This is a genomic window from Klebsiella sp. HMSC25G12 (assembly GCF_001807705.1).
GTDB classification, from domain to species: Bacteria; Pseudomonadota; Gammaproteobacteria; order Enterobacterales; family Enterobacteriaceae; genus Klebsiella; species Klebsiella variicola.
Genome location: NZ_KV789880.1, coordinates 190,920 through 209,229 on the forward strand (window position 1 = coordinate 190,920; position 18,310 = coordinate 209,229).

19 protein-coding genes are annotated in these 18,310 nt (G+C 58.7%); 9 read left to right on the plus strand and 10 right to left on the minus strand.

All coding sequences use genetic code 11. The features are described from left to right. Positions 1-23 precede the first annotated feature (23 nt). Positions 24-275, minus strand: coding sequence for a hypothetical protein (locus HMPREF3096_RS12590; RefSeq protein WP_070544491.1), 252 nt, complete (start codon positions 273-275; stop codon positions 24-26). Between the two features lie 492 nt (positions 276-767). Here HMPREF3096_RS12590 and HMPREF3096_RS29230 point away from each other — a divergent pair, with 492 nt between their 5' ends. After that, a complete protein-coding gene (locus tag HMPREF3096_RS29230; protein ID WP_004175940.1) occupies positions 768-890 on the plus strand; it encodes a small membrane protein in 123 nt (40 codons plus the stop codon). A gap of 331 nt (positions 891-1,221) precedes the next feature. On the opposite strand, the gene patD is transcribed toward HMPREF3096_RS29230, so the two are convergent. The 6 genes from patD to HMPREF3096_RS12620 form a co-directional block, all read right to left on the minus strand. Continuing rightward, the gene (gene patD / locus HMPREF3096_RS12595; RefSeq protein ID WP_012541560.1) at positions 1,222-2,649 is read right to left on the minus strand and encodes an aminobutyraldehyde dehydrogenase; all 1,428 of its coding nucleotides are present in this window, start codon (positions 2,647-2,649) and stop codon (positions 1,222-1,224) included. A 22-nt stretch (positions 2,650-2,671) separates the two neighbouring features. Next, the gene (locus tag HMPREF3096_RS12600) at positions 2,672-3,478 is read right to left on the minus strand and encodes an ABC transporter permease (RefSeq protein ID WP_008804683.1); all 807 of its coding nucleotides are present in this window, start codon (positions 3,476-3,478) and stop codon (positions 2,672-2,674) included. Beyond that, positions 3,468-4,397 carry an ABC transporter permease gene (locus tag HMPREF3096_RS12605; RefSeq protein ID WP_012968070.1) on the minus strand — a complete coding sequence of 310 codons (930 nt, stop codon included), beginning with the start codon at positions 4,395-4,397 and terminating at the stop codon, positions 3,468-3,470. Before HMPREF3096_RS12605 ends, HMPREF3096_RS12600 begins: the two co-directional genes overlap by 11 nt. 1 nt (position 4,398) lies before the next feature. Then, entirely contained in the window at positions 4,399-5,412 is a 1,014-nt protein-coding gene (locus tag HMPREF3096_RS12610; RefSeq protein WP_023322724.1) for an ABC transporter ATP-binding protein, read from the minus strand. Between the two features lie 16 nt (positions 5,413-5,428). After that, a complete protein-coding gene (gene ydcS / locus HMPREF3096_RS12615; protein WP_023322725.1) occupies positions 5,429-6,574 on the minus strand; it encodes a putative ABC transporter substrate-binding protein YdcS in 1,146 nt (381 codons plus the stop codon). Positions 6,575-6,879: 305 nt separating this feature from the next. Further along, entirely contained in the window at positions 6,880-8,292 is a 1,413-nt protein-coding gene (locus HMPREF3096_RS12620; protein WP_022065566.1) for an aminotransferase-like domain-containing protein, read from the minus strand. Positions 8,293-8,973: 681 nt separating this feature from the next. On the opposite strand from HMPREF3096_RS12620, the gene HMPREF3096_RS12625 reads away from it, so the two are divergent. The 5 genes from HMPREF3096_RS12625 (at position 8,974) to HMPREF3096_RS12645 (ending at position 12,291) form a co-directional block, all read left to right on the plus strand. Then, positions 8,974-10,371: a cytochrome ubiquinol oxidase subunit I gene (locus HMPREF3096_RS12625; RefSeq protein WP_063266910.1), complete on the plus strand. Its 1,398-nt coding sequence runs from the start codon at positions 8,974-8,976 to the stop codon at positions 10,369-10,371. Further along, positions 10,371-11,381 (plus strand): cytochrome d ubiquinol oxidase subunit II, encoded by a 1,011-nt coding sequence (cydB, locus tag HMPREF3096_RS12630; protein ID WP_008804677.1) that lies wholly within the window; start codon positions 10,371-10,373, stop codon positions 11,379-11,381. The genes HMPREF3096_RS12625 and cydB overlap by 1 nt, the downstream gene beginning before the upstream one ends. Further along, positions 11,381-11,506 (plus strand): DUF2474 domain-containing protein, encoded by a 126-nt coding sequence (locus HMPREF3096_RS12635; protein WP_002907461.1) that lies wholly within the window; start codon positions 11,381-11,383, stop codon positions 11,504-11,506. The genes cydB and HMPREF3096_RS12635 overlap by 1 nt, the downstream gene beginning before the upstream one ends. 95 nt (positions 11,507-11,601) lie before the next feature. After that, the gene (locus tag HMPREF3096_RS12640; protein ID WP_023322727.1) at positions 11,602-11,907 is read left to right on the plus strand and encodes a hypothetical protein; all 306 of its coding nucleotides are present in this window, start codon (positions 11,602-11,604) and stop codon (positions 11,905-11,907) included. A 150-nt stretch (positions 11,908-12,057) separates the two neighbouring features. Next, positions 12,058-12,291, plus strand: a complete 234-nt coding sequence (locus HMPREF3096_RS12645; RefSeq protein WP_012541554.1) for a DUF2554 family protein — start codon at positions 12,058-12,060, stop codon at positions 12,289-12,291. 12 nt (positions 12,292-12,303) lie between these two features. Here HMPREF3096_RS12645 and HMPREF3096_RS12650 read toward each other — a convergent pair whose 3' ends face one another. Next, positions 12,304-14,265 (minus strand): peptidase U32 family protein, encoded by a 1,962-nt coding sequence (locus tag HMPREF3096_RS12650; RefSeq protein WP_070544492.1) that lies wholly within the window; start codon positions 14,263-14,265, stop codon positions 12,304-12,306. 33 nt (positions 14,266-14,298) lie between these two features. On the opposite strand from HMPREF3096_RS12650, the gene HMPREF3096_RS29235 reads away from it, so the two are divergent. After that, positions 14,299-14,466, plus strand: a complete 168-nt coding sequence (locus tag HMPREF3096_RS29235) for a hypothetical protein (protein WP_012541552.1) — start codon at positions 14,299-14,301, stop codon at positions 14,464-14,466. Between the two features lie 10 nt (positions 14,467-14,476). Here the strand turns inward: HMPREF3096_RS29235 and HMPREF3096_RS12655 are convergent, their stop codons facing one another. Beyond that, positions 14,477-15,046 carry a helix-turn-helix domain-containing protein gene (locus HMPREF3096_RS12655; RefSeq protein ID WP_008804673.1) on the minus strand — a complete coding sequence of 190 codons (570 nt, stop codon included), beginning with the start codon at positions 15,044-15,046 and terminating at the stop codon, positions 14,477-14,479. A 173-nt stretch (positions 15,047-15,219) separates the two neighbouring features. Here HMPREF3096_RS12655 and HMPREF3096_RS12660 point away from each other — a divergent pair, with 173 nt between their 5' ends. Beyond that, positions 15,220-16,386, plus strand: a complete 1,167-nt coding sequence (locus tag HMPREF3096_RS12660) for a benzoate/H(+) symporter BenE family transporter (RefSeq protein WP_016161181.1) — start codon at positions 15,220-15,222, stop codon at positions 16,384-16,386. Here HMPREF3096_RS12660 and HMPREF3096_RS12665 read toward each other — a convergent pair. Then, the gene (locus HMPREF3096_RS12665; RefSeq protein ID WP_008804671.1) at positions 16,363-17,232 is read right to left on the minus strand and encodes a helix-turn-helix domain-containing protein; all 870 of its coding nucleotides are present in this window, start codon (positions 17,230-17,232) and stop codon (positions 16,363-16,365) included. The genes HMPREF3096_RS12660 and HMPREF3096_RS12665 overlap by 24 nt on opposite strands. A 181-nt stretch (positions 17,233-17,413) precedes the next feature. Here HMPREF3096_RS12665 and HMPREF3096_RS12670 point away from each other — a divergent pair, with 181 nt between their 5' ends. After that, positions 17,414-18,310 carry a DMT family transporter gene (locus HMPREF3096_RS12670; RefSeq protein ID WP_070544493.1) on the plus strand — a complete coding sequence of 299 codons (897 nt, stop codon included), beginning with the start codon at positions 17,414-17,416 and terminating at the stop codon, positions 18,308-18,310.

An 18,310-nucleotide genomic window follows, 5' to 3' on the forward strand; every position in this document is an offset into this window, starting at 1 on the left:
AAGCAGCCCCAGGGGCTGCTTTTTTACGCGCGAACACGGGCAATATTATAAAGGTTATAAGCGACAGGTGCTGCCTGGCCTGCCGCAATAACCTTATTAAACTCCGGGTTATAGTGCGGCAGAAAATTCATCTGTTCGCTATCCCATTCGGCGGCAGCGCAGACGGCCTGCCCCACTCCCGCGCTCTCACAGCCCTGAATGCGTTTTGCCGGGGCGTTACCATAGCTCAGCGTCACAGCGCCGATAGCCAGCAGAATAAAAGCCAAAATTTTCACAACGACATCAACGTTAAAACCTAATATGCGCTAAATGATCGCATGAGCAGCGACGGAAAGTCAAACCCGGGAGCACCCGCAACCCGCCTGCAGCCCGCATTTTGGCCGGACTCACGGAATATTTAATATTCAGAACAAATATCATGCAATAACAGCAAATATTAAATCCTTATTTATAGTCGTGAAATAATTTCGGTTCAGGGCAATTCCATCGGTCTGATAAAGATAATATGTCTCCGTTCTCAGGGGGAAAAGATTGTCGCCGCATTCACCAAAAATGCGATATTCCGCGCAGGGCCTCCATCTTAATACGATAAAAGGCCGCTACAAGCCGTTGTTACATAACCCCTTCATTGTGGATCTCGCGGTTAATCGCCAAAAATAGCGCTAAATGACAACAAATATCATTTGCCTTCCATTCAGATAATACTTACATTCATAACTATTAGTAATGTTTTGGCGCCAGGGCGCTTTTTATATTTCGAGGTGGATATGTCCGGAATCATCACGCTGGTCATCGCGCTGATCCTGCTGGTCGCGGCGGTGTATAATCTTATTTCCTATATTCGTGACCGTCGTAGCGCCAGTTTACCGAGCAAAAAAACCAAGCGCTGAATGGCGGCCAGCGATGCGTTTCCTGATGGTCATTCGGTCTTCATCCCGCGATGCGGCGGGCATAAAAAAGCCCCTGCCAACAGGCAGAGGCCAGTATACGGTCGCGAACCGCGACGCTGTCGCCTCACCCGCCGGGCGCGACGCGCCCAGGGTGACTGGCGGACCCCATCCGGCGCTTATCTCCGGCACTCACATTGGCTTAGCTCTTGAAGGGGCATCAGAATAATCTCATATCCCCCTCGCAGAGTTTTGACAATTTTTGCCATTGTGACTATTAGCGAACTAACACAACCGTCGCGCAATCATCGCCAGCCACTAAAGGGTCAATGCTTTAGCCATGCTTAACCATGACATGGCGGACCACCGTGTAATCCTCAAGGCCATACATCGACATGTCCTTTCCGTAGCCCGACAGTTTCTGGCCGCCGTGCGGCATTTCGCTCACCAGCATAAAGTGGGTGTTGACCCAGGTGCAGCCATACTGCAGCCTGGCACTAAGCCGGTGGGCACGGCCTACATCTTTCGTCCATACTGAGGACGCCAGACCATACTGGGAATCATTCGCCCAGCTCAGGGCCTGCGCTTCATCGCTGAAAGGCGTCACACTGACCACCGGGCCAAACACTTCGCGCTGCACAATGGCGTCTTCCTGCCGGGCGCCGGCAAGCAGCGTCGGCTGGAAGTAATAGCCCGCGCCGTCAGCCCGGCGACCGCCGGTGACCACCTTAATATGCGGCAGTGCCTTTGCGGCTTCCACTGCGGCGCTAACCCTTTCAAGATGCGCCAGCGAGCTCAGCGGTCCCAGCTCGGTAGAGGCATCCTCTGGCGCGCCCATTTTCAGGCTGGCCACCGCCGCCCCAAGTTTCTCCACCAGTTGGTCGTAAATCCCCTGCTGAGCGTAGATCCGGCAGGCAGCCGTGCAGTCCTGGCCGGCGTTATAGAAACCGAAGGTTCGTACCCCATCGACTACCGCATCGATATCCGCGTCGTCAAACACAATCACCGGCGCCTTGCCGCCCAGCTCCATGTGGGTGCGTTTGATCGACGAGGCGGTATGGCTGATGATATGGGCCCCGGTGGCAATCGACCCGGTCAGCGACACCATTCGCACTTTGGCATGCGAGGTCAGCGGGTCGCCTACCGTTTTGCCGCGGCCAAACAGCACGTTGATCACCCCTTCGGGGAAGATATCTTTTGCCAGCTCCGCCAGCTTCAGCGCCGTCAGGGGGGTGATCTCCGAGGGTTTTATCACCACGCAATTGCCTGCCGCCAGCGCCGGGGCCAGCTTCCAGGCCGCCATCATCAGGGGATAATTCCAGGGGGCGATAGAGGCCACCACGCCCACCGGGTCGCGGCGGATCATTGAGGTATGCCCTTCGAGATACTCTCCGGCGGCCATTCCCGGCAGGCAGCGGGCGGCGCCGGCGAAGAAGCGGAAGACGTCCGCAATGGCCGGCATCTCATCGTTAATCACGCAGTGCAACGGCTTGCCACAGTTCAGCGACTCCAGCTGCGCCAGGGTCTCCGCCTGCGCCGCGATGGCGTCCGCCAGCTTCAGCAAGCATTCCGAGCGCGTTTTCGGCGTTGTCTGGCTCCAGGCATCGAACGCCCGATCCGCCGCCTCAACGGCGGCATCGACCTGGGCCGCTGTCGCTTCGGCAATCTCCAGGATCACATCGCCGGTCGCAGGGTTGTATACCGGCACCTTTTCGCCTTCACCTGCCACTAACTTACCGTTTATCAAAAGGTTGTGTTGCATAGCATTATCCTGTTTCATGGTTTTATTTCCCGTTTCCGGCGTCGTTATCGCCGTCGCGGGTGAGCCACCAGGCCCCTAAGATTGGTATCGTCGTTACCAGCATCACCAACAGCGCGACAACGTTGGTGACGGGCACATCGCGCGGCCGCCCCAGCTGATTCAGTAACCACAGCGGCAATGTTCGCTCATGCCCCGCGGTAAAAGTGGTGACGATAATTTCATCAAACGACAGGGCGAAGGCCAGCATTCCCCCCGCCAGCAGCGCCGATCCCAGATTGGGCAACACCACGTAGCGAAAGGTCTGCCAGCCGGTCGCGCCCAGGTCCATCGAGGCTTCCACCAGGCTCCACGAGGTCCGACGAAAGCGGGCAATGACGTTGTTAAAGACCACCACCACACAAAAGGTCGCGTGCCCCACCACAATGGTCAGTAGCCCCGGCTCGAGACCGACGGCTTTAAACGCCGTCAGCAGCGCCAGGCCGGTAATGATCCCCGGCAGGGCGATCGGTAACAGCAGCAGTAGCGATACTGCATTCTTACCAAAAAAAGTGCTGCGCCACAGGGCACCTGCAGCCAGCGTGCCAAGTACTAAGGCAATGGCCGTCGACAGGGCGGCAATTTTAAGTGACAACGTCACGGATTCGAGAATATCGCTACGCCCTGCTGCCTCGCTAAACCAGCGTAGCGTCAGCCCCTGCGGCGGAAAGCTGAAGGCCGCATCCTCCGTATTAAAAGCATAGATGGCAATGATCAGCAGCGGGAAGTGGAGGAACACCACGCCGCCCCAGGTCGCCAGTTGCAGATACCAGGGTGCGCGTTCAGAGTGCATCGAAGGCTCCCAGACGTTTCACGAACGCCAGATAAAGGGCAATCAGCACGATCGGCACGAGGGTGAACGCCGCCGCCATCGGCATATTGCCTATCGCCCCCTGCTGCGAGTAGACCATGTTGCCGATAAAGTACCCCGGAGGCCCGACCAGCTGCGGCACGATAAAGTCGCCCAGCGTCAGCGAGAAGGTGAAAATCGATCCGGCGGCAATACCAGGGATAGCCAGCGGCAGAACCACATAGCGGAAGGTCTGTCGTGGCCCGGCGCCAAGATCGGCCGACGCCTGCAGCAAGGAGCCCGGAATGCGCTCCAGCGCCGCCTGCACCGGCAGGATCATAAACGGCAGCCAGATGTAGACGAACACCAGAAAGCGTCCCAGCCCGGAGGTGGACAAGGTGTTGCCGCCGATCGCCGGGACGGTCAGAAGCGCATTCAGCGCCCCTTCCAGTCCAAGATGGCCCAGAAACCACTGCGCCACACCATCTTTGGCCAGCAGCAGTACCCACGCGTAGGCTTTGACGATATAGCTGGCCCACATCGGCAGCATCACCGCGATATAAAAGAAAGCCTTCATTTTGCCGCTGGTATAGCGAGCCATGTACCAGGCCATCGGCAGCGCCAGCATGGCGCTGGCGAGCGTCACACTCAGGGCCATTACCAGGGTACGGACAATAATGTCGTAATTGGCGGGATTGAACAGCGCCCGCAGGTTGGCCAGCGTAAAGTCGCTGGTCACCGACATGGTGAAGTCGTCAAAGGTATAAATACTCTGCCACAGCAGGGTCAGGAGCGATCCCAGATAGACGATACCAAACCACATCAGCGGCCCGATCAGCAGTAAAAACAGGCCCAATGCTGGCCGACGCCAGAAGATCCCGGATACGCGCCCGGCCTGCGCAGGAATCATCGCCATGGTCATCTCAGCCTCCGCTTTCCAGCGGGGTCATCGCCGACCGCGACCATGACGCCAGTACCGTTTGCCCCATTCGCGGGGCGCTGGCTGCCGCCGTGCCATCGATATTCGCCTGGCTGACCAGCAGCTTGTCCCCCTCCGCCAGCCTGAGCTCAATCCGCGTCGCCGCCCCCTGATACTGTACCGCCTGCACTACGCCCTGAACCTGAACCTCGCCGCCGCCCTGCAGGCGAACATGCTCCGGACGCAGCGACCAGCTGCCCGGCATGCCGCACAATCGCCGGGCCGCCTCGGCTTCAAAAACGTTGGCGGTGCCGACAAAGCCAGCGACAAACGCGGTCTTCGGATGCAGATAGAGATCCTGCGGCGCATCCACCTGTTCGATGCGCCCATTGTTAAACACCGCCACGCGGTCTGACATCGACAACGCTTCGCTCTGGTCGTGGGTCACGAAGATAAAAGTTATCCCCAGCGACTGCTGCAGCTTTTTCAGCTCCACCTGCATCTGCTCGCGCAGCTTCAAATCCAGCGCACCCAGCGGCTCATCGAGCAGCAGCACCCGCGGCTGGTTCACCAGCGCCCGGGCAATAGCGACCCGCTGCCGCTGGCCGCCGGAGAGCTGAGAAGGCTTACGATGATGAGCAAAGCCAAGGGCCACCTTTTCCAGCGCTTCCTGGGCGCGGGCATGGCGCGCTTTCTTCGCCATGCCTTTGACCATCAGACCGTAGGCGACGTTGTCGAGGATCGACATATGGGGAAACAGCGCATAGTCCTGGAACACCGTATTCACATCCCGCTGCCAGGGCGGCAGTTCGCTGGCCGGCTGACCGAAAATACGAATGGTGCCGCCGGAGAGCTGCTCGAAACCGGCAATCAGCCGCAGGCAGGTGGTCTTGCCCGAGCCGGATGGCCCCAGCATTGAGAAAAATTCCCCATCGCGAATGCCTATGCTAACCCCATCTACGGCCCGCACATCGCCGTACAGGCGCGATACATTCTGAAACTCGACCGCGTACGTCATTGTCTGCCTCCCGTCCTTAGCGGCCGCCCATTATCGCAATATAGTCCTGAGTCCATCTGCTGTAGGGTACGTATTTCCCGCCTTCGGCAACCGGCGTTTTCCAGAAATGGATCCGGGTAAACTGGTCATAGCCGTTGGTTTCACAGCCTTTGTCACCGAGCAGCGCGCTGGCTTTACACCCCTCTGGCACCACCGGGAGCGAGCCGAACCACGCCGCCACATCGCCCTGCACCTTCGGCGTGAGCGACCAGTTCATCCATTTGTAGGCGCAGACCGGATGCTTCGCTTCGCTGTGCAACATGGTGGTATCCGCCCAGCCGGTCACCCCCTCCTTCGGAAACACGGTGGCGATGGGCTGGCCTTCAGCCTTCAGGCCGTTGGCCTGATAGGGCCACGAGCTGGAGGCGGCCACCCCTTCGTTTTTGAAGTCGTTCATCTGTACGGTGGCGTCATGCCAGTAGCGATGGATCAGCGGCTGCTGGTCGCGCAGTACTTTCAGCACCGCGTTATACTGGGTTTCGGTCAGTTGATAGGGATCTTCGATCCCCAGCTGCGGCTGGGTGGCTTTGACAAACAGCGCGGCGTCAGCGATATAGATCGGGCCATCATAGGCCTGCACGCGTCCCTGATTGGTTTTGCCGTCCGGCAGGTTCTGTTTAACGAAGACCACGCCCCAGCTGTCCGGCGGCGTCGGGAATACGCGGGTGTTGTACATCAGCAGGTTCGGCCCCCACTGATACGGCGTGCCGTAGGCTTTACCGCCGACGTTAAACCATGCCCCTTGCGCAATGCGTGGGTCGAGGGTGCGCCAGCCGGCAATCAGCGCGGTGTTAATCGGCTGAACGCGTTTGCCCATGATCAGACGCAGCGAGGCATCGCCCGACGCGGTCACCAGATCGTAGCCCCCCTTGGCCATCAGGCTGACCATCTCGTCAGAGGTAGCGGCGGTTTTGACATTAACCTGACACCCGGTCTCTTTTTCAAACTGGGTGACCCAGTCGTACTGCTTGTCAGTCTGGCCGCGTTCGATATACCCCGGCCAGGCAATAATATCGAGCCGCCCTTCCGGTTTATCCAGCGAGGTGAGTGGCTCTGCCGCCTGCACGGTCAAACAGGCCATGCTCAGCACATAAAGGCTGCAACGGGCAAATTTTTTGCTCATCAGGTGTTACTCCTGTCACAAGGTAATTAGCGGCAGCCGTGCCGTAAAAATATCTCCTGAAATAAGGGTAGTCAGCGGATTAACGCCCCCTGGGGAATTTATTCAGGTTGTGACCCGGGACGCATTACGCAAAAATCGCCAACACAAGCAGGACTTTATGGATTATAGACAACGAGTTAGAGAAAAAGGAGGGGTATGCGTATTTCCTATGATGAGCGCCGGTAAAATAATGACCGGCCTCAATAAAAACTCACCCTCGTTTATTTTTGCCGAGAGTTTATGGCGACGGAAAATAGCCTGAGTCGTCAGGTAAGCTGCTCACGAATAAGTTCACCCAACCGCCTCACCCCCTGCTCTTCGCGTTCCCCCCAGCCCCAGGCGGTATTAAAACGGAAAAATGAGGTCCAGCTGGCGGAGGTGGAGAACATTTTTCCTGGGGCAATGCTGATGTGCGAGGCCAGCGCCCGGGCGCTTAGCTCACTGGCGTCGGCCCCTTCCGGCAGTTCAATCCACAGAAAGTAGCCGCTGTCGCTGTGGTGGACGATAACCTCTGGCGGCAGATGGCGCAGCAGCGCCTGCCAGGCCAGCTGTTTACGCTCCGCCAGCTGGCGGCGCAAACGGCGCAGGTGGGCGTCATAGCGCTTGGTGGACAGATAATCCACCAGGGCTAGCTGCATCGGCGAGCTGGTGGAGAGCGTACTCATCAGCTGCAGTTGCTGGATCCGCCGCGCCTGTTTGCCGGCCGCCACCCAGCCGATACGAAACCCGGGCACCAGACATTTTGAAAATGAGCTGCAGTGCAGCGTCATATCCTGATGGTCCCAGTATTTCGCCGGGAGCGGTTTCTCGCGACCAAAGTAAAGCTCGCTGTAGACATCATCTTCTATCAGCATCACGTTATAGCGCGCCAGCAGCGCCACCAGCGCCGCTTTTTTTTCGGGGCTAAGGGTGAAGCCGAGCGGGTTTTGTCCGTTAGTCATTAGCCAGCAGGCCTTGACCGGGTAATTTTGCAGGGCCGCTTCCAGCGCCGTCAGGTCAATGCCCTCTTTGACGTCGGTCGCCACCGACAGCGCCTTCAGGCGCAGCCTCTCCAGCGCCTGCAGGGCGCCGTAGAAACAGGGGTTTTCCACCACCACCCAGTCGCCCGGCTCGGTCACTGCCTGCAGACTGAGGTTAAGCGCCTCCAGCGCCCCGGCGGTAATCACGATCTCGTCCGGCGAGATGTTCATCCCCTGCAGGGCATAGCGTCGGGCAATGGCGTGCCGCAACTCCGCATTGCCCGGCGGCAGGTTCTCAATGACGCTCATAGCGGTGGCGGTTTTGCTCACCTGCGCCAGCGAGCGGTTAAGCTGCTGCAGCGGGAAGAGACGCGGGTCCGGAAAGGCCGAGGCAAAGGGCAGCATCGACGCCTGGCGGCTGGCCTGTAGCACCTCAAAGATATAGGTATTGATATCGACAGCTTCATCGCGGGTCACCTGGGCAGGCGGCGCCGGCTGTCTAAGCTTCACCGGCTGAGGGGCGACATAATAACCCGACTGCGGACGGGCGACGATGCGCCCCTGGCTTTCCAGCAGCTGATAGGCATGGCTGACGGTCATAAAGCTCATGCCGCTGCTGATCACCTGCTCGCGCAGCGACGGCAGCCGATCGCCAGGCAACCAGACGCCAAGCGCGATCTGTTCGGTCAGCTGTTGCGCCAGCTGTTGATACTTTTTCATTGCGGCCGTCCCCGTACGATAACCTCCCATTATCATATATCAGTTATAAAAAAATCATAGTTTGCTGTAACTGTTATATCTGCAGCGGCAGTCGCGTCCCGTCATAGCACGGGATAGGTTTAAAATATCACCACCCAGAATAGTGAGATTAACGCAAACCAGAAGATAATCATCACGCCGAGCGTAATGCACAAACTCTGTAATCCTTTTTCAGACATGGGCATTCCTTTTTATTTATTCCCGAGCGCATACAGTACAAATTACCCACGGAGTCGACAATTTATTATTATTTAATTTACGATTAACCCGCTCAGCGTTTTTACTTATTCTCATACTAATGCGTGAGAATAAATGACGCTAAAACTCGTTGTGCATTATCGCAAGAATTAATACAGCACCGTGTGATATTCGGGATATATTATTCCGGCCAGAAACAGTGCCGTGCCGGCGGCCGAGTCCGCCGATCAACCGCTCCCGGGATAACGGCCAAATCTCCGCTGGTCTGTTGGTTAAGCGACCCACCCCATCGGTATTTATTCGTGCCGGCCGATGATTGGGACGCGAGGTGAAAAATCATAACAGCGGCCAACTGTTATGATAAAAAATGGCGCGACTGCCTCTGCCCCCCAGCCACCACCCTGCCTAAAATTGCGCTGAATCAATTTTGTAGTGGAGTCCTGCATGTTCGGTCTTGATGCATTCCATCTTGCGCGAATTCAATTCGCCTTTACGGTCTCATTTCATATTATCTTTCCCGCCATTACTATTGGGCTGGCCAGCTACCTGGCGGTACTCGAAGGTCTGTGGCTAAAAAGCAAAAATCCCACCTGGCGCTCGCTGTACCACTTCTGGTCGAAAATCTTCGCCGTCAACTTCGGCATGGGGGTGGTTTCCGGGCTGGTGATGGCCTATCAGTTCGGCACCAACTGGAGCGGTTTCTCTCAGTTCGCGGGGAGCATTACCGGCCCCCTGCTGACCTATGAAGTCCTGACAGCGTTCTTTCTGGAAGCGGGCTTTCTCGGGGTGATGCTCTTCGGCTGGAACCGGGTAGGGCCGGGGCTGCATTTTTTCGCCACCTGCATGGTGGCGCTGGGCACCATCATCTCGACCTTCTGGATCCTCGCCTCCAACAGCTGGATGCAGACCCCGCAGGGGTTTGAGATCGTTGACGGCCAGGTGGTGCCCGTCGACTGGCTGGCAGTGATCTTTAACCCGTCGTTCCCCTACCGCTTACTGCATATGACAGTGGCGGCGTTTCTCAGTAGCGCGCTGTTTGTCGGCGCCTCGGCGGCCTGGCATCTGCTGCGCGGCAATCAGTCGCCGGCGATCCGTAAGATGTTCTCGATGGCGCTCTGGATGACGCTGCTGGTTGCCCCCATCCAGGCGCTGATCGGCGATATGCATGGTCTGAATACCCTGAAACACCAGCCGGCGAAAATAGCCGCCATTGAGGGCCACTGGGAAAACCCGCCGGGCGAGGCAACGCCGTTGCTGCTGTTTGGCTGGCCTGATATGGCGCAGGAGCGCACCCGCTACGGGCTTGAGATCCCGGCCCTGGGCAGCCTGATCCTCACCCACAGCCTTGATAAACAGGTGCCGGCCTTGAAGGAGTTCGCTCCTGAGGATCGCCCGAACGCAACCGTGGTGTTCTGGTCGTTTCGCCTGATGGCCGGTCTTGGCATGCTAATGCTCCTGCTCGGCGTACTGGCCCTGTGGCTGCGTCGCGGCGGCCGACTGTACCATTCACGGCCATTTCTGCGCTTTGCGCTATGGATGGGCCCTTCAGGACTGATTGCTATTCTCGCCGGCTGGGTAACCACCGAAGTGGGCCGTCAGCCATGGGTGGTGTATGGCGTTCAGCGCACTGCAGACGCCGTTTCCGCCCACGGCGATCTGCATATGTCGGTCAGTTTATTGACCTTTATCGTGGTCTACAGCGCCGTCTTCGGCGTCGGCTACAGCTATATGCTGCGCCTGATCCGCAAGGGGCCGCAGGAGGTGCAGCCCGCGACAACCGGTACGCCAGCCCGCCCGCTGTCCGCCGCCACTGAAGGTTATCTGCAGAAGGAGTCCCGCTAATGGGTATCGAATTATCGGTGATCTGGTTCGTGATTATCGTCTTTGCCACGCTGATGTACATTGTAATGGATGGCTTTGATCTGGGCATCGGGATGTTGTTCGGCACAGTACGGGGCAGCACCGAGCGCGACGTAATGGTCAACAGCGTCGCCCCGGTGTGGGATGGCAATGAGACCTGGCTGGTACTGGGCGGCGCTGGTCTGTTTGGCGCTTTTCCCCTCGCCTACGCGGTGATAATCGACGCCCTGTCGATCCCCCTGACCCTGATGCTGATCGGCCTGATTTTTCGCGGCGTCGCCTTTGAGTTTCGCTTCCAGGCCACCCCGTCGCACCGGCCATTCTGGGACCGTGCCTTTTTTGGCGGTTCCTTGCTGGCGACCTTCAGCCAGGGCGTGGTGGTCGGGGCGGTGATCAACGGTTTCACCGTCAGCGGTCGCGCCTTCAGCGGCGGCATGTTTGACTGGCTGACCCCGTTCAGCCTGTTTTGCGGACTCGGGCTGTGCGTGGCCTATGCGCTGCTCGGCGCCACCTGGCTGGTGATGAAAAGCGAAGGCGCGCTGCAGCAGCGGATGCGCAGCGCATCGCGGCAGCTGCTGGTTGCCCTGCTGGCGGTGTTTGCCGTCATCAGCCTGTGGACTCCGCTGGCGCACCCGGCAATTGCCGCCCGCTGGTTCAGCCTGCCGAATCTCTATTTCCTGCTGCCGGTGCCGCTGCTGGTGATCCTCATCAGCGGCTGGCTGTGGCGTACGCTGCATCAGCGCGACCGCCATGTTTCGCCCTTCACGCTGACGCTGGGCCTGGTCTTTCTCGGCTTTAGCGGACTGGGGATCAGCATCTGGCCGCATATTATCCCGCCGGCCATCACGCTGTGGCAGGCTGCCGCTCCCCCGCAAAGCCAGGGCTTTATGCTGGTGGGCGCACTGCTGATTATTCCGGTCATTCTTGGCTACACCTGCTGGAGCTATTACGTGTTCCGCGGCAAAGTTCAGCCCGGGGAGGGATATCACTGATGCATACTGCCTGGCCTAAACGTCTGCTGTGGCTGATCGCGCTCTGGGGAGGCAGCGTACTGACGCTGGCCGCCATCAGCCTGCTGTTTCGCCTGCTGATGACCGCCGCAGGGCTAAAAGTCTGAGTGGGATGCAGAGAAGTCCGAAAAGGGATTTCTCCATCTTATCTTCACTTTTGCCTGATGAAATACGGCGATACATCAGAAGAAAGGATATTGCTATGAAGAAGTTAGCTTTACTGTCCGCCGTGATGACGCTGGGAATATCGTCATGGGCGTTCGCTGCCGACAACCCGCCACCGCCGGCAGAAAAAGGCGCGCAGCATCAGGGTAAACCGCTGGCGAAAAACGGCCAACACGATGGTAAGCAAGCGCAACACAACGGCAAGCAGCCACAACGAGATGGCAAACAGCCGCAGCATGATGGCAAACAGCCGCAGCATGGTGGCAAGCAGCCGCAGCGTGACGGCAAGCAGCCGCCAAAAGGCGGCGAGCACAGCGGGAAACCGCTGCCGCCAAAAGCATAACCCCTCAGGCCTGGCCTTCTGCGCCAGGCTTTTTTTCACCTTCTTTCAGCTGACATTGACAAACTCTTGCCCTTCTTTGAGAAGCCGAGAAAAAAACCTGCACAACGCCTGGCATAGTAAGCCCACCCCATTGATTCGCAGAGAAAAGGTATGTTGAGGAGAAGCATGAGCGCGCTGCTGTTGCTGTGCGCGCTGTTTTCAGGACATCTGCTGGCCCACCGCCAGGGGCACGATTACTTTCCGGTGCAGAGCCTCGAACAGCAACTGCTGCACGAGGCGGACAGCGACGAGCTTCGCAGCCAGTGCGAGGAGGCCGCCGCCGATCTGAACGAGCATCACCGCTGGCAGGATGCCCGCAAACCGCGGGCGCCGCATTGCCCGTAGCGTCGCGCTGGATCAGGCTCCTTTGCGCTTCGGCAGGGTCTTCATCAGCTCATCCGGGCTGACGGAGGCGACGATGCTCCCGGGAAGCGGCATTTTGAGGATGTGGTTTTTAATCTTCCCGACGACATGCATTTCGCACGGGCGACAGTCAAACTTCAGGGTCAGCACTTCATCGCCGTGGATCAGCTGCATCGGCGTGGCTTTCCAGCTCTTGATGGAGCCTTTCGCCTGTTTCGGACAAAGATTAAACGCAAACCGCAGGCAGTGTTTGGTGATCATCACCGGCACATCGCCCTTCTCTTCGTGCGCTTCATAGGCGGCGTCAATCAGCTGCACGCCATAGCGCTGGTAAAAGGCCCGCGCCTTATGGTTATAGACGTTGGCGAGGAAGGAGAGATGGGTCTCCGGATAGACCGGCGGCGGTACGGAGACCGGCTTGCGGGTGCCGCGTTGCCAGGCGTTGAGGCGCGCTTCGTCCAGCATTTCAGCCGTTTCACGACGCAGCTGGTTGAGCAGACTGTTGGGGACAAACAGTGGCGGCAGGTTGACCTGCACGTCGCGTGGGTAGTAAATGGTCTGCCCCAGTTTTGTGACGCCGTCACGCAAATTGGCCAGCGCTTTTTCTGCCTGATTGGCTTCGGCGAACGCTCCGTCGAGAGTATGGGTCACGCTGACGCCATCTTCACAGGTCATGGTCAGAACCAGCTGTTCCTGCCAGCCGCTCAGCGTAACGTCCACGGCGATGCGGCGTTCGCTGGAAGTCTTCAGAAGCGCCTGCTGCCAGTTGTGATCGAGGTTACGGTTGAGCGCCTGGTGCGGACGCGCTTTGTGCAGATCCGCCGGCATCTCGTTCGGCCACACCCGATAGCGATTTTCGCCGGTTTTCTCCACCGTATTGGCACGGAAGCCCACCACTTCACGCTTGATCATCACGTTAAGGCCATCGCCGTTGGTTAACGGTTCGCTCACTTCGACATCAAGATGGTCTTTCCCCACCTTCAAGACTTCGCCCACCGGCAGCCCGATAAATTTCGGCGAATCAAACGCGCCGATATCGCCTTTGCGGGCATTGACGAAGTAGTCGGTACTGCCGCGATGGAAGGTTTTATCGGTAGAGGGAATGAAGAAGTGCTCGGTGAGCCCTGCCGAGGCGCGCGCCAGATCGCCGCGGTCTTCGATAATGGCATCCAGCATTTGACGGTAGTGCGCAGTGATGTTTTTCACATAACTCATGTCTTTGTAACGGCCTTCAATTTTGAAGGAACGTACCCCGGCGTCGATCAGCGCCGCCAGGTTGGCGGTCTGATCGTTGTCCTTCATCGACAGGAGATGTTTTTCATAGGCCACCACCCGTCCCTGATCGTCTTTCAGGGTATACGGCAGGCGGCAAGCCTGCGAGCAGTCGCCCCGGTTGGCGCTACGTCCGGTCTGGGCGTGCGAAATGTTGCACTGCCCGGAATAGGCCACGCACAGCGCGCCATGAATAAAGAATTCAATGGTAGCGTCGGTATGGTCATAAATAGCTTTGATCTGACTGAGATTCAGTTCACGCGCCAGCACGATCTGGCTGAAGCCGGCGTCGGAGAGAAATTTCGCTTTTTCCACGCTGCGGATATCACACTGGGTGCTGGCGTGCAGCTCAATCGGCGGCAGATCCAGCTCCATGATCCCCATATCCTGCACAATCAGCGCGTCAACGCCCGCCTCATAAAGATCGGTAATCAGCCGCTGCGCCGGCTCCAGCTCATCATCATGCAGAATGGTGTTCAGCGTGACAAAGATTTTGGCGCCATAGCGATGGGCAAAAGGCACCAGACCGGCGATGTCGCTCAGGCTGTTGCTGGCATTGTGACGAGCGCCAAAGTCAGGCCCACCGATATAAACGGCGTCGGCGCCGTGGAGGATCGCTTCGCGAGCGATACCGGCGTCGCGGGCAGGACTAAGAAGTTCAAGACGATGATTGTGCAGGCGCATACGCGTGTTGTTATCCAGTATAAGGGGGTCGAAATGGCGGCTATTGTAGTCAGAACCGGGCACAGACGAAAACCTTTTCCACCGTCGCGCGACGACGAATTTTCATTTTTCAGCAAAGTATTGACGGAAAAGATAGTTCCTTCACATCCTCGCGCAGCGTACTGTCATCTCGTATTCCGGATTTTCCTCGTCACGTTGTGAGTGGTTATCATCAGTCATCTTGTCTGGCCGCGGGTTCGCCCGCGGTTTTTTCTTTTGGATAATGGATAAGAGAATGGAAATGGGCCGCCTGAACGCCGCGGTTACGATACGCATGCGCCTCATCGCCGGCGAAGCGCCGTCCCTCCCCTGGCTGCAGTAAATGCCACTCCCCCTGTAAACAGAGATCCAGGGCACCGCTAATCACCACCACATGTTCAATCACCCCTTTCTCATGCGGCGTCGATTCGCTCAACGCACCGGGGGCAAGGGTTATCGAAAAATGGTCAAAGCGCAGCTCCGGGTCCCACGGGAAGACCGGGGTCACCACCATCGCCTGCTGCTGCGGATCAAAAGCGGAAGGCGCTGCGCTGGCGTCCGGAACGATAAACGCCGAAAACGGCACGTTCAGCCCGGTGGCAATCTTCCACAGCGTCGCCACCGTCGGGCTCGATTCATTACGCTCAATCTGCCCCAGCATGGCTTTCGACACCCCCGTCTCTTCTGCCAGACGCGAGAGACTCCAGCCACGCTGCTGGCGCAGGGTTTTGAGCGTTGCCGCCAGATGTTGCGCAATATTCATCCTACCTCCTGACTTGTACAGGCAAGAGTATATCCCCATTTGCCTGATTCTACAGGGCGTTTCTCGGCATATCACCGTGAGAACAGGTGTCTTACGCTCTCCACATCCGCACCTTGTGCGCTATAACGCACAGTGATAGAGTATTCGTATGTTATAACGCACAAGAGAATCCTATGCGCTCGTTTACCCTTCCTCTTCCTACTCTGTTGGCGGGTTTCGTCGCTGTACTGGTGGGCTACGCCAGTTCAGCCGCCATTATCTGGCAGGCTGCTGCGTCTGCTGGCGCTACCCCCGGGCAGATCGCCGGCTGGATGACGGCCCTTGGCCTCGCCATGGGTATCAGCACCCTTGCGCTGAGCGGCTGGCGTAAAGTTCCTGTGCTCACCGCCTGGTCAACGCCGGGCGCCGCGCTGCTGGTCAGCGGTCTACAGGGAGTCACCCTCGCCGAGGCCGTGGGGGTGTTTATCTTCGCCAACGCGCTGATCGTCCTATGCGGCGTGACGGGCCTCTTTGCCCGGCTGATGAAGATCATTCCCCATTCACTGGCCGCCGCGATGCTGGCCGGGATCCTGCTGCGTTTCGGTTTGCAGGCCTTCGCCGGCTTGCAGGACCATCTGCTGCTGTGCGGCGGCATGCTCGCCGCCTGGCTTCTCTGTAAAGCGCTGTGGCCCCGCTTCGCGGTAGTCGCCGCGCTGGTGGTGGGGGCGCTGATCGCGGCGGCCTCCGGGGACGTCGCCAGGACGGCCGTACCGCTGGCCTTCGCGGCACCGGAGTGGATCGCGCCGCAGTTTACCCCGGCGCTGCTGCTCAGTGTCGGCCTGCCGTTTTTCCTCGTCACCATGGCCTCGCAGAACGCCCCCGGGTTCGCCACGCTGCAGGCATCCGGCTACACCGTACCGGTATCGGCACTGCTCGTCGCCTGTGGGGGTCTGGCGTTGTTGCTGGCGCCGTTTGGGGTCTACTCCATCTGCATCGCGGCGATCACCGCTGCGATTTGCCAGAGTCCGGAGGCGCACCCGGATCCGCAACAGCGCTGGCTGGCGGCCATGGCCGCAGGCGGTTTTTATCTGCTGGCAGGTCTGTTCGGCGGATCGATCACCGCCCTGATGTCGGCTTTACCCGCGGCGTGGATCCAGATGCTGGCCGGCCTGGCGCTGCTCGGCACCATCGGCGGCAGCCTGTTTCAGGCGGTACATCAGGCCAGTGAGCGCGATGCGGCGGTGCTGACCTTCCTGGTCACCGCCAGCGGCGTGACGCTGGCGGGAATTGGTTCGGCCTTCTGGGGCGTGGTGCTTGGTGGGGTAAGCTATGGCGTGTTATCCGCGCTGCGCCGCCCTTAGCTGGGACGGCGTCAGGCCGGTGGCCGCTTTCACCCGATGGCTGAAATGGCTGGCGGAGCTGAAGCCGCAGGCCAGCGCAATCTCCGTTAACGGCAGCGCGCTGTGGCAGAGCAGATTTTGCGCCCTGGCCATTCGCTGCTGCATCACATATTGATGCGGGGCCATATTCAACGACTGGCGGAACATGCGGGCAAAATGGAACTCACTGAGTCCCGCCTGCTGCGCCAGGTCGGCCAGGGTCAGCGGCTGATCGAGGTGGGCATCGATCCAGGCCAGCACGTGACGCTTCACGCCCGGCGCCAGCCCTCCGGTGACCGTCGGCAAACGCCACTGCACGGTGGAGTAGTGCTGGATCAGATGGGTGAGCAGTAAGCTGCTGGCGGCGCTGAGGGTCAACTGGTTCGCCGGCTGTCGCCAGTCATTGGCCAGTAAAAACTGGCGGTACACCGCGGTGATTTTATCATCGCTGGCGAAGGTTTTTTCCTGCAGGGTGAAGTTTGCCGGGCTACGATCCCACACCTCTTCGCCGACGCGGCGCAGGTGCTCATCGGTACAGTAGAGATGCACAAAAGACAGATCGCCGCGGATATCCCAGACGCTCTCATCGCCTTTCGGCATCAGACAAAAGCGATCCGGGCCGCCGCCATTTTTCCAGCCGTGCGGCGTCTTTTGATAGCTTTCATAGCCATCGGCGACGTACAGGCTCAACGTATGGTGATCGCTGCGCACCGTCACGGTATCGCAATTGTTGTACCAGGCGGCCAGTTGAATTCCGGAATTCAGCTCCACCGTGCCCCGCAGCACCGCGTTCTGTCGCCGTAATGTTTCAAACGTCCCGTAACCCATTGCCTTCACGCATCTGCCCGTAAAAGCTCTAGTCTAGGGAGACTCCGGCGCGGTTTCCAGTCCTCACCGCAGGCGAATGACAAATAAGCGCAAGAATTTGCAAGCCGACAACAAGCGGGTGAAAGCTGCCGGTTGCGACAGGCGGCATACTACTCCCTTCAACAAGCAGAGGAGAGTCAGGGTGAACGCATTACTTTATGCACTCGTTGTCGTGATCTGGGGGACAACGTGGATTGCGATTTTTTTACAACAAGGGCCGGTGGCGGCGCCGGTATCCATTTTTTGGCGCTTTGCCGTGGCCAGCATCACGATGCTGACGATTCTGCTTGTCACGCGACGGCTACGGCCGCTGGGCGCGAAAGATCACTTTTGCTGCCTGCTGCAGGGCTGCTGCGTCTTCTGCTTCAATTTCTGGTGTTTTTATACCGCCGCGGCCTGGATCAACACCGGTCTGGAATCGGTGATCTTTTCCATGGCCGTACTGTTTAACGCCATTAACAGCTTTCTTTTTTTTCGCCAGCAGCCGCCGGGCCGCTTCTGGGCCGCCGCCGCGCTGGGCCTCGCCGGTATCGTCACCCTGTTCTGGGATGACCTGCTGGCCAATGGGCTAAACGCCTCGCTGCTGTGGGGGATCGGTCTGAGCGCCCTGGGCACCTACGGCTTTTCACTGGGCAATATGTTCAGCATTCGCCACCAGCGGCGAGGGCTGGAAACCCTCTCCACCAACAGTTGGGCGATGCTCTACGGGACGCTGGTGATGGGCGCGATCGCCCTGCTACGTGGCGATAATTTTATGCCGGAGTGGACCGTCAGTTACCTCGGCGCCCTGCTTTACCTGGCGCTGTTCGGCTCGGTCATTGCCTTTGGGGCCTATTTCACTCTGGTGGGGCGCATTGGCGCCAGCAAAGCCGCCTACAGTACGCTGCTGTTTCCGCTGGTGGCGTTATCCATTTCCACCGTCTATGAAGGGTATGTCTGGCACAGCAACGCTGTGATCGGGCTGGCGCTGATCCTGCTGGGTAACCTGGTGATGTTTGCCAAACCGGAACAGCTGCTGCTGCGCCGAAGGCTGGCCTGA